The following is a 13,935-nucleotide window of genomic DNA, read 5'->3' as shown; positions in this document are numbered from 1 at the left end:
CCCTAGCCGAGGGGGAGTTCCGCGTCCGGCCAGCGGGTGCGGCCCTGTTCCCGGGACCGGAGCAGGGCCAGCGTGATCAGGCCCTGGTCCTTCCCGGTGGCCAGCAGCTCCGGCAGCTGGGGCAGCGGAGCCACCGCCGCGACGTCGTCGAGGACGAACGTCATTGGTGGGTCGAGCCGGCCGGCAGGTGACCGTGCGGCCACGCGGCGGCCGTGCTCGACCACGCTCGAGGCGAGGGCCGTGAGCAGCGGCATCGCGCCGGGCTGCCCCTTCGGGTCCTCGATGGGTTCACCGACCACATAAAGCGTGCCCCCTTCGTTCACGAAGGAATCCAGAGTGAGCGCATCCGTTCGGTTGGGCGTGCAGGCCTCGCGGATGTGCACCGAGAACAGGGACGACAGGGCGCGGGCGGTCAACTCCTGTGCCATGTCGCGGCGCTCGGGGTGCGAGGTGAGGGCGGCTTCGAGTTCGCCCGCGGTGCCGGCGGCGGCCTTCGGGTTCGTGCGGAGGATGCGGACGGCGTCCTGGACCTGGCTGCCCTGGGCCCAGCGGTGGACGTGGCGGAACGGTTTGCCGTCGACGGATGCCGCGTGCAGGTAGCTGCGCAGCAGGGTGGTGGCGGCGTCGGCCAGCGCCGAGTCCAGTTTGGCCGTGGGCCTTATCGGGGCGAGCAGGGCGGTGGCGCGCTGTGCCGCGGTGTCCTTGTCGGTGCAGCCGGAGGCCGGGTTCCAGTGCATGCGGGCGGGGGTGTCGCAGCGGTGGGTGGGGTCGTAGAGGAGGACGGGGCCGAGTTTGGCGCGGGCGTCCTTGGTCTCCGACCAGACCTCCGGTGACGACGTGATCACGAGGGCTGGGCCCTCGGCGTCCTGGATTGCTTCTACGGCCAGGGGGTGGCGGGCGGCTGGGGGGCCGAGGTGGATGGGTCCGCGTTGGGTGGGAACGGGTGTGGTTGCGGGAGCCGGGGTTGCGGCCTCGGGGCTCTGCCCCGGACCCCGCTGCTCAATCGCCGCAGGGGCTTGAAATGCCCGGTCGATCGGCGTCTCTGATGGTGCGGGAGGCGTGGCTGGGCTCGCGGGGCTCTGCCCCGGACCCCGCTGCTCAATCGCCGCAGGGGCTTGAATTACCCGCTCGTCAGGTGCCGGAGGGGCTTGGAATGCCCGACCGTCGGGCGCCGGAGGGGCTTGGAATGCCCGACCGTCAGGTGTCGGAGGGGACTTGAGTGGCTTTCGGTGGTCCGCCCGGAGTGCGCGCCAGCGGGTTACCGTGCCTGCGACGAAGATGGTCAGGACGACCAGGATCATCAGTTGGCCGATGAACAGGCCCCAGAAGAGGCCGTAGCCGGAGAGTTCCCCGGAGGGGGTGGCGGGCCAGGCGCCGGGGATGTCGTGGGGGCGGGCGATCAGTGAGCGCATGGCGAGCGGCGTGTTCGCGAAGGTCACGGCCGTCGGCCACGCGCCCTTCGTGAAGAGGCCCGCGAGGCCCGTCGCCGTCCACGCCAGGATCGTCATGCCCAGGAGGAACGCCAGGACCCCGACCAGCAGCCCGTCGGGCACACCGCCCCGCCCGTCCCGGTCGTCCCGGTGGTGTCCCCGCTCCATCCGGCGCCCCCGCTCGTCCCGCATTCCTGTCACGCCACCGTGGACTCGGAGCCGCCCAGGCGCTGCTCCACGAACGCGGCCGCCCGCTCCTCGGCCTCCAGCTCCGCCGCGTGCAGGGCGTCGTCCACGTACTGCTCGGCGGACGACTCCGTCATGGCGCGGTCGGTGAACACCAGTGGCCGTTCGGTCTCGGTGATGAGGTGTTTGACCACCTGTACGTTGCCGTTGACGTCCCAGACGGCGATGCCGGGGGAGAGCGTAGGGATGATCTCGACCGCCCAGCGGGGCAGTCCGAGCACTCGGCCCGTGGCTCTCGCCTCGTCCGCCTTCTGGGCGTAGATCGTCCTCGTGGAGGCCATCTTCAGGATCGCCGCCGCTTCCTTCGCGGCCGCGCCGTCGACCACGTCGCTCAGGTGGTGGACGACCGCCACGAAGGACAGGCCGAGCCGCCGCCCGAACTTCAGCAGGCGCTGGAAGAGTTGGGCCACGAAGGGGCTGTTGATGATGTGCCAGGCCTCCTCGACCAGGAAGATGCGCTTCTTCCGGTCGGGACGGATCCACGTGTGCTCCAGCCACACGCCCACGATCGCCATCAGGATCGGCATCGCGATCGAGTTCCGGTCGATGTGCGAGAGGTCGAAGACGATCAGCGGCGCGTCGAGGTCGATGCCGACCGTCGTCGGGCCGTCGAACATGCCGCGCAGGTCGCCGTCGACGAGCCGGTCGATGACGAGCGCCACGTCGAGGCCCCAGGCCCGGACGTCTTCCAGGGCCACGTTCATGGCCTCCGCCGACTCCGGTTCCGGGTGGCGGAGCTGCTCGACGATGTCGGTCAGGACCGGCTGCCGCTCGACGATCGTCTCGTTCACGTACGCGTGCGCGACCTTCAGCGCGAAGCCGGACCGCTCGTCGAGGCCGTGGCCGAGCGCGACCTCGATGATGGTGCGCAGCAGCGCCAGCTGGCCCGTCGTGGTGATCGCCGGGTCCAGCGGGTTGAGCCGGATCCCCATGTCCAGGGCGGCCGTCGGGTCGAGCCGGATGGGAGTTATACCCAGCTCCTCGGCGATGAGGTTCCACTCGCCGACGCCGTCCTCGCCCTGCGCGTCGAGGACGACGACCTGGCGGTCCTTGAACCTCAACTGCCGCAGTACGTACGTCTTCTCAAGCGCCGACTTGCCGTTGCCGGACTCGCCGAGGACCAGCCAGTGGGGGGCCGGGAGCTGCTGACCGTAGAGCTGGAAAGGGTCGTAGATGTAGCCCTTGCCGGAGTACACCTCGCGGCCGATGATCACGCCGGAGTCGCCGAGGCCGGGCGCGGCCGTCGGCAGATAGACGGCCTGCGCCTGCCCCGTCGACGTACGCACCGGAAGCCGGGTCGTCTCCACCTTCCCGAACAGGAACGCGGTGAAGGCATCGGTGAGAGCGGACAGCGGATCCCGCATAGTGCAGCGCCTACCTTCCGGCCGTGTCGGCGTACATCAGGAACGCGTACGTCTGGAGCATCAGGGTCATCGGCGGATGCCGGTGGCGAACGGCAGCGTGTTCACGAAGGCCCGATGGTGCTCGCGGTCGCACCACTCCAGCTTCAGGTACGACTTGCCCGCCGAGGCGCGGATGGTGCGCTTGTCGCGGGCGAGCGCGTCGGGGTTGCGGGAGGAGACCGTGATGTAGCCGACGAGGTTGACGCCCGCAGCTCCGCTCGCCAGGTCCTCGCCGCGCTGGTCGAGGCGGCCGTGGGCGGCGATGTCGCGGGGGTCGACGGTCCGGTTCATCTTGGCGGCGCGGGACGCCTCCGCCTCGTCGTTGGTCTTCTCGGTCAGCATCCGCTCGATGGCGACCTCGGTGGGTTCGAGGTCCATCGTCACGGCGACGGTCCGGATGACGTCCGGGGTGTGCACCAGGAGCGGCGCCAGGAAGTTCACGCCCACCGGCGTCATCGGCCACTCCTTCACCCACGCCGTGGCGTGGCACCAGGGCGCGCGGGTCGCCGACTCGCGCGTCTTGGCCTGGAGGTACGTCGGCTCCATCGCGTCGAGCTCGGCCGGCCAGGCGTTGCGCTTCGACATCGCCTGGATGTGGTCGATGGGGTGGTCGGGGTCGTACATGGAGTGGATCAGGGACGCGAGGCGGCCCTGCCCGAGCGGCTGCCGCACGCGGATGTCCGCCTCCTGCAACCGCGAGCAGATGTCGGTCAGTTCGCGCGCCATGACGACGGCGAGCCCGGCGTCCCTGTCGACCTTCTTGCCGCCCTTCGGGCGGGTGGCGCGGGCCATCGCGTTGGCCTCGGCGGCCAGGTCGCGCGTGAAGTGCATGCAGGCCACGAGGTACGCGCGGTGCTGCTCGCTGCTCGTCGAGACCATGGACTGGAGCTGGTCGTACGACTTCTGCAGCCAGCCGAGCGAGCGGTCGTCGCCGCGCACGGCGACGTCCTTGGCGTGCGCGTCGGGGTCGGCGGGCAGGGTGCGGGCGAGCATCTGGAGCCGGGTCACGAACCCGTCTCCGTTCGCGACGTGCTTGAGCAGCGTGCCGAACCGGTCGACCAGCGCCTCCTGGTCCTCCGAGTCGCGCAGCCCGACGCCGGGGCCCTCGATCTCGATGGCGGCGGTGACGGTGCGCCGGTCGGCGTGCAGCAGCACCGCGATCTCGTCGGGCCCGAACGGCGCGGCCAGCCACGTCAGCCTGCCGATGCCGGGGGGCGGGCCGACCTCGACCTCACGCCCGTCGAGCCGGGTGCCGGCCTCCATGGTGTGCGAACGGTAGGCGGTGCCGCGCTTGAGGGAGCGCTTGTAACTGCGGTTGATTTCGAACCACTTGTAGAAGGTGCGGTTCTTGTAGGGGACGTAGACCGCGGCCAGCGCGAGCATCGGGAAGCCGGTGAGCAGCACGATGCGCAGCGAGAGCACGGGGACGAGCAGCCCGCACATCATGCCGAGGAACGCGCCCACGACGATCATCGCGATCTCGCCGGACTCGCGGTTCTTGCCGACGATCGCGTTCGGCCGGGCGCGGCCGATCAGATATGTACGGCGGGGCGTGACCGGAGGGGACACGTGGGACTGGGTCGTCAACGCCCTGCACCTCCTTGCCAGTTGCCGTTCTTTCCGGTGTTACCGCTGTTGCTCCCGCGGTCGTTGCTCGCGTGCGGGGACTTCGACGGGCTCGTACGGGGCGGAGGTGCGGCGGAGGGGACAGTTCCGCCGCCTCCCCCTGCCCCGCCCTGCCGCGAACTGTGCGCGGCCACACCGCCGGACGCGGGGTTGGCGGGACGGGCCTGGGACGCGCCGCCACCGCCTGCCGAACCCCCGCTGTCCTGACGGCTGCTGTGGGTCTTGATGCCCTGCGAGACGAGCGCGGCGGGCGAGGAGATGACGGCGGCGGCCTTGCCCTCGGCCCCCTGCATGAGCCGGTTCTTCCTCACGTTGGCCATCTCGTCGCCGAAGCCGGGCACGAAGCGGTAGATCATGCCGCTCGCGAAGATGGCGAGCAGCACGATGGCGAGGCCGGAGACGATCGCGGCGAGCGAGTCGGGGCCCTTGTCGCTGCTGGACAGGGCGCCGGCGAGGCCGAGCACGATCACGATGACCGGCTTCACGAGGATGACGGCGATCATGACGCCGACCCAGCGGCGGACGTGGCCCCACAGGTTCTTGTCGACGAGCCCGGCGTAGACGACGACGCCGAGCAGCGCGCCCACGTAGAGCAGGACGGCGCGCAGATACAGCTCCAGGTAGAGCACGCCCGCCGCGACGATCGACACGAGTGACACGACGATCAGCATGATCGGCCCGCCGCCGATGCCGTCGCCCTTCTTCAGGGCTTCGGAGAACGTCCCGAAGAACGCGTCCGTCTGATTGCCCGTCGCCTTGGCCAGTACGTCGCTGACTCCGTCGGCGGCGGACACGACCGTGTAGAGGATCAGGGGGGTGAAGGCGGACGCGAGCACGGTGAGCCAGAGGAAGCCCACGGCCTCCGAGATCGCGGTCATCAGCGGGACGCCGCGCACGGCGCGCTTGGCCACGGCGAGCAGCCACAGCACGAGTGTGAGGATGGTCGACGCGGCGAACACCACGGCGTACTGCTGAAGGAACTTCTGGTTGGTGAAGTCGACGTTGGCCGTCTTCTGCACGGCGTCGCTGAGCTGGTCGACGGTCCACGAGGCGGCTTCGGCGCAGCCCTTGGCGAGGCTGGAGAGTGGGTCGAGCGGATTCGAAACGTCTGGCGTCCCGCCGGTCCCGGGGGATTGTCCGGTGGCGTCGTTGCCGCGTTCGCAGTACTTCCGCGCGGCGCCTCGGATGAGGTCGCAGGGGTTGTCGGACGGGTCGGGGTCCGGGGCCGCCCAGGCGCGGGTGGCCAGGAGGACCGCTGTGGCCTGCACGCCGGTGACCACGGTGGCGAGGGAGAGGGCGCGGCGTCGCCGGTTAGCGGGCATAGCTGAACCCTCCGTACTCCTTCACGGCCTTCGCCATGTCGTCGGCTGTGGAGGCACGCTGGTCGCGGCCGACCGGGACGGGGCCGTCCTTCTGCGAGAAGTCCGCCACCTTCCAGTCACCGTCCACCCAGCGCAGCTTGTAGCTGTTGGTGTACCAGCTCTCGGACACCGGGTTCTGTGTGCCCTCGCCGGCGAGGCCGAACAGCGACGAGTACCAGATCGACACCGTCGCCGCGTCGCCCTTGTAGGCCGTCACCTTGGTGCCCACCGGAATGGTCCGGGAGACGAACGTGCTGCCCTTCGGCGCGGAACCGTCCTTGTCGAGGCCGATGCCGGTCAGGAAGCTCTCGCTGGAGTACACCTTGTCGAGGTCGCCCCGCCGGGCGTGGGCGGCCGACGGCGTATAGACCTCGTCGACGATGCCGTCTCGTTTCGCCTTGTCGAACATGTCGGCCGAACCCAGCCGCACCGCATAATTGGCGGCAGCCGATTGCGCGCCCTGTTCGTCGTGGGCGAAGCCGGAGGCCACCGGCTTCGTCCCGGAGGGAGCCGTGGGGGCCGCCGCCGGCTTCGTACCGGAGGACGCGGACCCGGACCCGCCGGAGGCGTCATCGCCGCGGTTCGCGAACGCGATCGCCGCGATGAGCAACACCACCACGCCGACCACGGTCACCAGCGACCGGGACGGTGAACGCCCCGGTCTGCGGGCGGCGGTGCCCTCCGGGAGCCGCGTCCGGGTCTGCCCGGAACCCCCGTAGAGCTCGTCGTCCTGTGGACCGTCGGGACTCATTGCGCGCACGCCCCCTCAACCTTTCGCCGAACCACCGCATATGACGGTAGCCGTGCTGGTTTCCGCGCGGGCGCGGTGTGGTGACTCGACATCAGGGAGACGCAACCTCAGCCGGGAGCTAGACGGCCATGCCGTACACGATGGTGAACAGCGTGCCTAGTGAGCCGATGATGAACACCCCGGTCAGGCCCGCGATGATCAGGCCCTTGCCCTGTTCCGCGCTGAAGGTGTCGCGCAGGGCCGTCGCCCCGATCCGTTGCTTGGCCGCGCCCCAGATCGCGATGCCGAGGCACAGCAGGATGGCGACCGCCATCACGACCTCGACCATCACGCGTGCCTCGTTGCCCAGGCTCCCGAACGGGCCCCAGTCCGGGGCGATCCCGCCGATGATGGTGGAGATGTCGCCCTTTTCGGCTGCCAGCAGCATGTGTAACTCACCGCCCCATGTGGGTAGTTCTGTCGCCTCTGCCGCAGCGCAGAGGTCAGACCCATTCTTGCCCAGATTGGCTCCGATGCCTGCACACTTGGCGCCATTCCTTGGCCGAGTTCCTACGGTCCCATGCCTGAGGGCCCGCCCTTGAGGGGCGGTTCCGGATGCGAAGGAACGTACGGTTACTCTGTGTATCATGCCTGGTCACGCCGGGCAATGAAGCCTGGTCGTGGATAGTTCGGGCGGTCTCCGGCGGCGCGGCGTGCCCGCCCGTAAACTGAGCGCTCGTGTGTCCGGCCGCGGGTCGCGCCGGACTCCCCTGTGGCGAAGGGCGGTTGACGGTGCGTAAGGCGTGGATGCTCGCGGGTTCGGCCGTCGCCGGGGGGACCGGGTTCGTGGCGCTGCTCGTCTTCGGGACGTACATGGCGGCGGGGAGTCTGAGCAGCGGGGCGGGCCAGGGGGCCGTGGGGCTCGCGAAGGGGGCCGTGCCCGCCGCGTACCAGCCACTCGTGCAGAAGTGGGGCAACCTCTGCCCCGCCATCAATCCGGCGCTGCTGGCCGCGCAGCTGTACCAGGAGAGCGGGTTCAACCCGAAGGCGGCGTCGCCGGCGAAGGCGTACGGGATCGCGCAGTTCATCAGCGGGACCTGGGCGGCGCACGGGATAGACGGGAACGGGGACGGGCGCCGGGACATCTGGGACCCGGCCGACGCGATCCCGTCGGCCGCTTCGTACGACTGCAAGCTCGCCTCGTACGTGAAGGACGCGCCCGGCGACAAGACGAAGAACATGCTCGCCGCCTACAACGCGGGTTCGTACGCGGTCATCAAGTACGGGGGAGTGCCGCCGTACCGGGAGACGCAGAACTACGTGAAGGTCATCACGACGCTGGAGAAGTCCTTCGCGAAGCCCGTCGGACGCGTGCAGCCCTCGCAGCAGGCGGCGGCCGCCATCTACTACGCGCAGAAGAAGCTCGGCACCCCTTATCTGTGGGGTGGCAACGGCACGGCGGACCAAGATGGCCGATTTGATTGCTCGGGGCTGACCAAGGCCGCGTACGAGACGGTGGACATCGAGCTGCCGCGCGTGGCCAACGATCAGTACAACGCGGGGCCGCATCCGAAGCGGGACGAACTGCTGCCCGGGGACCTCGTGTTCTTCTCCGACGACCTGCAGAACAGCCGGGCCATTCGTCACGTGGGCATTTACGTGGGCGGCGGGTACATGATCGACGCGCCGCGGACCGGGGCCGTCATTCGCTTCGACCCCATCGACACCCCTGACTACTTCGGGGCGACCCGCGTCACGGAGGACGGCGCGAAGGCGTTGCCGACCCCCTCGCCGGAGGTCTGATACCGGCCGGGGCGGACCGTGAGTGGCTGGAACTCTCTGTTGTCCCATGGCCCTGAGCTGCGGGTTTGTGTCTCTCTTCGATAACGTCTGGGTGATCGTTCGGTGGATTGTGGAACGTAGGGAGTGGGACCATGCGTTCCTCTACCTGAATCGAAAACAACCACGGGGGTGGCTGAAGACGAAGGGGCCGCTGAACTATGGCTGGACTCGTGGCACTCGAAGCGCCCGCGACATCCGGATCCAACCCCGACGTCACGCTGCTCTACGACATCAACGGCCTGGCCGATGACGCTCCGCGCTGGTTCGACCGGACCATGGAGTTCGTCGGCGAGTACGGGATCCTGATCGCGCTCGTACTCGTCGTGCTGTGGTGCTGGTGGGGCGCGAGGAAGCGCGGCTCGCTCGACGACGCGGCGTCCTCCGTGGCCGCCGTCGTGTGGGCGCCGCTCGCCGCCGGCGTCGCCGTCCTCGTGAACGTGCCGATCCGGTCCTTCGTCGAGCGGCCGCGGCCCTTCATGGACCACCAGGGGCTCGAGGTCCTGGTCAAGGGGAAGACCGACTTCTCGTTCGTCAGCGATCACGCGACGCTGGCGATGGCCATCGGGGCCGGCCTCTTCATCGCCCACCGCAGGCTCGGGCTCGTCGCCATAGGGCTCGCCGTGCTCGAAGGGTTCTGCCGGGTCTTCATGGGCGTCCACTACCCGACGGACGTCGTCGGCGGGTTCGCGCTCGGCACGGCCGTCGCGCTGCTGCTCTCGCCGCTCGCCTCGGCGCTGCTCACGCCGCTGACGCGGGCCGTCGGGCGGGCGTCCGGGTGGGTGTCCCGGCTGGTGTGGGCGCCGAACGCGGTGGCGTCGGCCGTGGAGTTCCCCGAGTCCAGCGATTCGGCGGAGCCGGTCGAGGAGCGGGATCTGGCGGCGTAGCGCTTCCGCCGAGCCAGCCGGTTACAGGGCCTGCGGGAAGTCGAAGAAGCCCGACGGGTCGTACGTCCGCTTCACCTTCGCCAGGCGCGGCGCCGCGGGCCCGTAGTACGCCCGCTTCCAGTCCTTCAGGGTCGGGTCCGTGTAGTTCTGGTACGCGGCGCCCGAGGCGTACGGGCGCATCGACGCGTGGGCCGAGGACAGCCAGGCGCGGGCCGCCGAGCCCGACGTGTTCGGCTGCCACGACACGATGTACTGCGCGAGCATCCGCGCGCGGCGGTGGACGAACGCCGTCGCCGTCGGGTCCACGCGGTTGATCGCGCCGCCGAGCGCCGTGAGCGCCACCGAACCGGCTCCGGACGTCACGTTCTCCAGCTGCTTCAGGAGCGTGCGCGCGCCCGCGTCCGAGAGATCGCGGTCGAAGAAGTCGGAGGCGGCCGCGTACGTCTCGCGTTGCAGCGCGCCCGCCGTGTCGCGGCCCGGGGCGGCGCCGGGGAGGTGGCACTGCTCGTCCTCCGCGAAGGCCGAGCAGCCGGCGTACACCTCCATCGACTCCTCGTACGAGCGGCGCTTGAGGGAGACCGAGGTGGCCGGGCCCGGGCCGCCGGGTCCGTCGGCGAGACGGTCGACCGCGTTCTGCAACTCGCCGTACGTGCCGAGGGAGAACGCCGCGACCGAGACCGTCGGGTTGCCGCCGCGCGCGCCCGCGATGTGCAGCGAGGACCAGATCTCGTCGGCCTGGTCGGGGCCCCACTTCTGCCAGGCCTTGAGCACCGTCGCCGCCTTCGACCAGGGCCAGCTCATGTACGCGGAGACGGCCTGCGGCGCCGGGTGGGTCTTGAAGCGGAGCTCCGTCACCACGCCGAACTGGCCGTTTCCCGCGCCGCGCAGCGCCCAGAAGAGGTCCTTGTGCGACGTCGCGTTCGCGGTCAGTTCCTTGCCGTCGGCCGTGATGATCGTCGCCTGCGTCAGGCTGTCGCAGGTGAGGCCGTAGGCCCGCGAGACGACGCCGTGGCCGCCGCCGAGCGTGAGGCCCGAGACGCCGACCGTGGGGCAGGATCCCGCCGGTATCGTCACGCCCTTCGCGGCCAGCGCACGGTAGACGTCGATGAGCTTCGCGCCCGCGCCGACCACCGCCCCGGACCCCGACGCGCGGACGGTCCTCATCCGGGAGACGTCGAGTATCAGGTGACCGTTCCCGGAGGACCAACCCGCGTACGAGTGGCCGCCGTTGCGTATCGAGAGCGGGACCTTGTGCGCGCGGGCGTACGCGAGGGTCGTGCGGATGTCGTCGGGCCCCTGGACGTACGCGACGGCGCGCGGCTTCAACGCGTCGAAGCGGGTGTTGTAGAGCTGGTGGGCCGCCGCCCAGGAGGAATCGCCGGGGCGGACGAGGGAGCCGTCGAGGTCCTTGGCGAGCCCGGCGAGGTTCGCCGCGGCCCGCACCGTGCTGGACGCGCTCGCGCTGGTGGAGCGCACGGGGGCGGAGGAGGCCGCAGAAGACGGCGACGCGGAGTTCCCGCCCGAGGAACCGGAACCGGAGCCGGACGCGGAGCAGGCGCTCACCGCGCCGCCGGCCGTGAGTGCCGCGGCCGATGCCGTGATGAACGTGCGGCGTTCCATGCGGTTGTCTCCCTCGGCCACCTGTTCGCGTCCCGTTCGTCTCACGAGATACGAGACGTCATCCGGGGGCCGTGGGTTCCGTCAGGCGGCCGGGCCCGCCGAGCCGAGATGGTCCTCCGCGTCCGAACGGGCCTTGCTGCGTGCCCTTCTGGCCGGCCCCCGCCAGCCGCAGCTGCAGCGGGCCAGGCAGAAACGTCCCTGTTCCGCGACGGTGGTCGTATGCGTGTGCTGCTCTTGTGCCACACGGCCACGGTAGCGACTCCATGTAAACCCCCCGTTCGCGTGACGGCCGACCCTACTCGTCGTTAACCCCGACGACAGGGGTGGCCGCACACGCACGGAGCACGGACAGGCTTGGGGGTCGGACCAGCGATGGTGGTGCAGCAGCACGGGAGCGCGGCCGCTTCGGCGCGGGCGGCGGTGGCCGCTGCCGCGGTGGCGTCGGTGGTCGTGGGTGTCGGCGGGTGCGGTGGCGGCGCCGAGGGCGGGGAGCGGAACGCGGATCCGACGCAGACCGTGCGCGGGGCGGCCGAGCGGCTGGTCCGCGAGGGCAGTTCCCAGGCGCGTACGTCGATGGAGATGGCCAGCGGCGGGACCCGCGTCACCATCCACGGCGTCGGTGTCTACGACTACCGCAAGGGCCTCGGCGAGCTGCGGGTGCGGCTTCCGCAGGACGCGGTGGGCGACGAGGAGCACCGGCCGATCACCGAACTGCTCGCGCCGGGCGCCCTTTACATGAAGAACCGGGGCGCCGGTGTCCCCGCCGACAAGTGGGTGCGCGTCGACATCACGACGTTGACGGACGGGAATCTGGTCACCGGCGGCGCCACCGATCCGCTCGCCGCGGCCGAACTGCTGCGCGGCGCGCGGAACGTGACGGAGCAGGGCGAGACCGGCATCGCCGGCGTACGCACCAGGCACTACAAGGGGGACGTGCGGCTGAGCGCGGCGGCGAAGGCGGCTTCCCCGCTCCAGAAGAAGGCGCTGGCGGCAGCGGCGAAAGGGTTCCGCAAGGGGCGGGTTCCGTTCGACGTCTACGTCGACGACGAGGGGCTGATCCGCAAGGTCGTGCACCGGTTCACCTTCGCCAACGGGCAGCCGGAGAAGGAGGTGGCCGTGACGTCGACGACCCTGTACCGGGGGTTCGGGAAGCCGGTGAAGGTGCGGCTTCCGGCCAAGGGGGACATCTTCGCGGGGAAGGTCGCCGAGCCCCGTCCGTAGGCCTGTCGGGGGCCGGAAATGGTTCTTCCGTGCCATGCGCGGGGCGTGAGCCGGTCCCTACTCTAGGAAGTCGGCCATTGCGGCCACCGGCTGTAGGTCACGCGGCAGGAAGAGGTGATGAACGTGGCTCCCGTGGGTGGTACGGCGGTTCAGGACCACGTCGCCCTCGCCGAGATCGAGCTGTGCGGTGAGTTGATCATCGCGGCGTCCGCCGTCTCCGAGGGGCGGCTCAGCGTGGACCGGATCGACGAGGTGCTGCGGGTCGCCGAGGCGATGCCCGGCGGACCGGAGGGCGACCGGGGCTGAAACGGTGAGAAGGGGAGGGTGGGGAGGCCGGACCCGGCCTCCCCACCCTCCCCTTCTCATCCTTCTCACGGGTACTCAGGTGCGCAGCAGGCGCGCGATCGCCTTGGTGGCCTCTTCGACCTTCTCGTCGATCTCGGTCCCGCCCTTGAGCGCGGCGTCGGCGACGCAGTGCCGCAGGTGCTCCTCCAGGAGCTGGAGCGCGAAGGACTGCAACCCCTTCGTGGAGGCCGACACCTGCGTGAGTATGTCGATGCAGTAGACGTCCTCGTCCACCATCCGCTGCAGGCCGCGGATCTGACCCTCGATCCGGCGCAGCCGCTTGAGGTGCTCTTCCTTCTGATGGTGGTACCCGTGGATGCCGCGGTCGTGGTCGGTCACGATCTCGGCCTCGTCCGGCACAGCCCGCTGTTCCGCCTGCGTCGCGTCAGTCGTCATCGTGTCCGTCCTCCCGTGGTTGATATACCCCCTGTGGGTATATGGTACCGGATTTTCCGGGGGTCGTGCCGGTTCGTCCCGGCTGGGCCGGGCCCAGTGCTGATCACTGTGCCTGATGGGCGACACTGGGGAGACGCCGGTTAGCCGTGGCCGGATGATGCGCCTAGCATCAGCCTGACCGAATCCAAAGCACCCCGAGGACCCCACGTGCGCTTTCGTCTGACCCCCAGGGAGACGAGCTTCTACGACATGTTCGCCGCGTCCGCGGACAACATCGTCACGGGCTCGAAACTCCTGATGGAACTGCTCGGGGCGGATTCCTCCGCCCGGGCCGAGATCGCGGAGCGGATGCGGGCAGCCGAACACGCCGGTGACGACGCCACCCACGCGATCTTCCACCAGCTCAACTCCTCGTTCATCACGCCGTTCGACCGCGAGGACATCTACAACCTCGCGTCGTCCCTCGACGACATCATGGACTTCATGGAGGAGGCCGTCGACCTGGTCGTGCTCTACCAGGTCGAGGAGCTCCCCAAGGGTGTGGAGCAGCAGATCGAGGTGCTGTCGCGCGCGGCCGAGCTGACCGCCGAGGCCATGCCGAACCTGCGCACCATGGACAACCTCACCGAGTACTGGATCGAGGTCAACCGCCTCGAGAACCAGGCCGACCAGATCCACCGCAAGCTGCTCGCGCAGCTCTTCAATGGCAAGTACGACGCCATGGAGGTGCTGAAGCTCAAGCAGATCGTCGATGTGCTGGAAGAGGCCGCCGACGCCTTCGAGCACGTGGCCAACACGGTGGAGACCATCGCCGTGAAGGAGTCCTGAGGC

At 69.9% G+C, this 13,935-nt stretch carries 14 protein-coding genes; 5 read left to right on the top strand and 9 right to left on the bottom strand.

Annotation, left to right across the window (positions count from 1 at the left end):
* Positions 1-2: 2 nt before the first annotated feature.
* The 6 genes from ACP4E5_RS22135 to ACP4E5_RS22110 form a co-directional block, all read right to left on the bottom strand.
* A complete protein-coding gene (locus tag ACP4E5_RS22135; RefSeq protein WP_483030483.1) occupies positions 3-1,598 on the bottom strand; it encodes a type IV secretory system conjugative DNA transfer family protein in 1,596 nt (531 codons plus the stop codon).
* Between the two features lie 29 nt (positions 1,599-1,627).
* Positions 1,628-3,040 (bottom strand): ATP-binding protein, encoded by a 1,413-nt coding sequence (locus ACP4E5_RS22130; protein ID WP_425831304.1) that lies wholly within the window; start codon positions 3,038-3,040, stop codon positions 1,628-1,630.
* A 66-nt stretch (positions 3,041-3,106) separates the two neighbouring features.
* On the bottom strand, positions 3,107-4,666 hold the full coding sequence (locus ACP4E5_RS22125) for an SCO6880 family protein (protein WP_425831302.1): 1,560 nt from the start codon (positions 4,664-4,666) through the stop codon (positions 3,107-3,109).
* Positions 4,663-6,027 (bottom strand): hypothetical protein, encoded by a 1,365-nt coding sequence (locus ACP4E5_RS22120; protein ID WP_425831300.1) that lies wholly within the window; start codon positions 6,025-6,027, stop codon positions 4,663-4,665. Before ACP4E5_RS22120 ends, ACP4E5_RS22125 begins: the two co-directional genes overlap by 4 nt.
* The gene (locus ACP4E5_RS22115) at positions 6,017-6,817 is read right to left on the bottom strand and encodes a DUF8175 domain-containg protein (protein ID WP_425841555.1); all 801 of its coding nucleotides are present in this window, start codon (positions 6,815-6,817) and stop codon (positions 6,017-6,019) included. Before ACP4E5_RS22115 ends, ACP4E5_RS22120 begins: the two co-directional genes overlap by 11 nt.
* Positions 6,818-6,935: 118 nt before the next feature.
* On the bottom strand, positions 6,936-7,244 hold the full coding sequence (locus ACP4E5_RS22110) for a hypothetical protein (RefSeq protein WP_266712440.1): 309 nt from the start codon (positions 7,242-7,244) through the stop codon (positions 6,936-6,938).
* Positions 7,245-7,588: 344 nt separating this feature from the next.
* On the opposite strand from ACP4E5_RS22110, the gene ACP4E5_RS22105 reads away from it, so the two are divergent.
* Together ACP4E5_RS22105 and ACP4E5_RS22100 are read left to right on the top strand one after the other, a co-directional pair.
* Positions 7,589-8,599, top strand: coding sequence for a C40 family peptidase (locus ACP4E5_RS22105; RefSeq protein WP_425831298.1), 1,011 nt, complete (start codon positions 7,589-7,591; stop codon positions 8,597-8,599).
* A gap of 197 nt (positions 8,600-8,796) precedes the next feature.
* The gene (locus tag ACP4E5_RS22100) at positions 8,797-9,522 is read left to right on the top strand and encodes a phosphatase PAP2 family protein (protein ID WP_425831296.1); all 726 of its coding nucleotides are present in this window, start codon (positions 8,797-8,799) and stop codon (positions 9,520-9,522) included.
* A gap of 21 nt (positions 9,523-9,543) precedes the next feature.
* On the opposite strand, the gene ACP4E5_RS22095 is transcribed toward ACP4E5_RS22100, so the two are convergent.
* On the bottom strand, positions 9,544-11,142 hold the full coding sequence (locus ACP4E5_RS22095; RefSeq protein WP_425831294.1) for an FAD-binding oxidoreductase: 1,599 nt from the start codon (positions 11,140-11,142) through the stop codon (positions 9,544-9,546).
* Between the two features lie 81 nt (positions 11,143-11,223).
* A complete protein-coding gene (locus ACP4E5_RS22090; RefSeq protein ID WP_425831292.1) occupies positions 11,224-11,385 on the bottom strand; it encodes a hypothetical protein in 162 nt (53 codons plus the stop codon).
* A 129-nt stretch (positions 11,386-11,514) separates the two neighbouring features.
* Here ACP4E5_RS22090 and ACP4E5_RS22085 point away from each other — a divergent pair, with 129 nt between their 5' ends.
* Positions 11,515-12,363: an SCO4651 family lipoprotein gene (locus ACP4E5_RS22085; RefSeq protein WP_425841552.1), complete on the top strand. Its 849-nt coding sequence runs from the start codon at positions 11,515-11,517 to the stop codon at positions 12,361-12,363.
* A 117-nt stretch (positions 12,364-12,480) separates the two neighbouring features.
* Complete coding sequence (locus tag ACP4E5_RS22080; RefSeq protein ID WP_425831290.1) at positions 12,481-12,669, top strand: hypothetical protein; 189 nt, start codon at positions 12,481-12,483, stop codon at positions 12,667-12,669.
* A 75-nt stretch (positions 12,670-12,744) separates the two neighbouring features.
* Here ACP4E5_RS22080 and ACP4E5_RS22075 read toward each other — a convergent pair whose 3' ends face one another.
* Complete coding sequence (locus tag ACP4E5_RS22075) at positions 12,745-13,104, bottom strand: metal-sensitive transcriptional regulator (RefSeq protein ID WP_425831288.1); 360 nt, start codon at positions 13,102-13,104, stop codon at positions 12,745-12,747.
* A gap of 207 nt (positions 13,105-13,311) precedes the next feature.
* Between ACP4E5_RS22075 and ACP4E5_RS22070 the strand changes: the two genes are divergently transcribed.
* Positions 13,312-13,932 carry a DUF47 domain-containing protein gene (locus ACP4E5_RS22070; protein ID WP_266712456.1) on the top strand — a complete coding sequence of 207 codons (621 nt, stop codon included), beginning with the start codon at positions 13,312-13,314 and terminating at the stop codon, positions 13,930-13,932.
* Positions 13,933-13,935: the final 3 nt, after the last annotated feature.

Origin of the sequence: Streptomyces fractus (genome assembly GCF_049844455.1) — a bacterium.
In the GTDB taxonomy this organism is placed as follows: Bacteria; Actinomycetota; Actinomycetes; order Streptomycetales; family Streptomycetaceae; genus Streptomyces; species Streptomyces fractus.
Note: the sequence above shows the minus strand (reverse complement) of the source record. Positions and strands in the feature narration are given on the sequence as shown.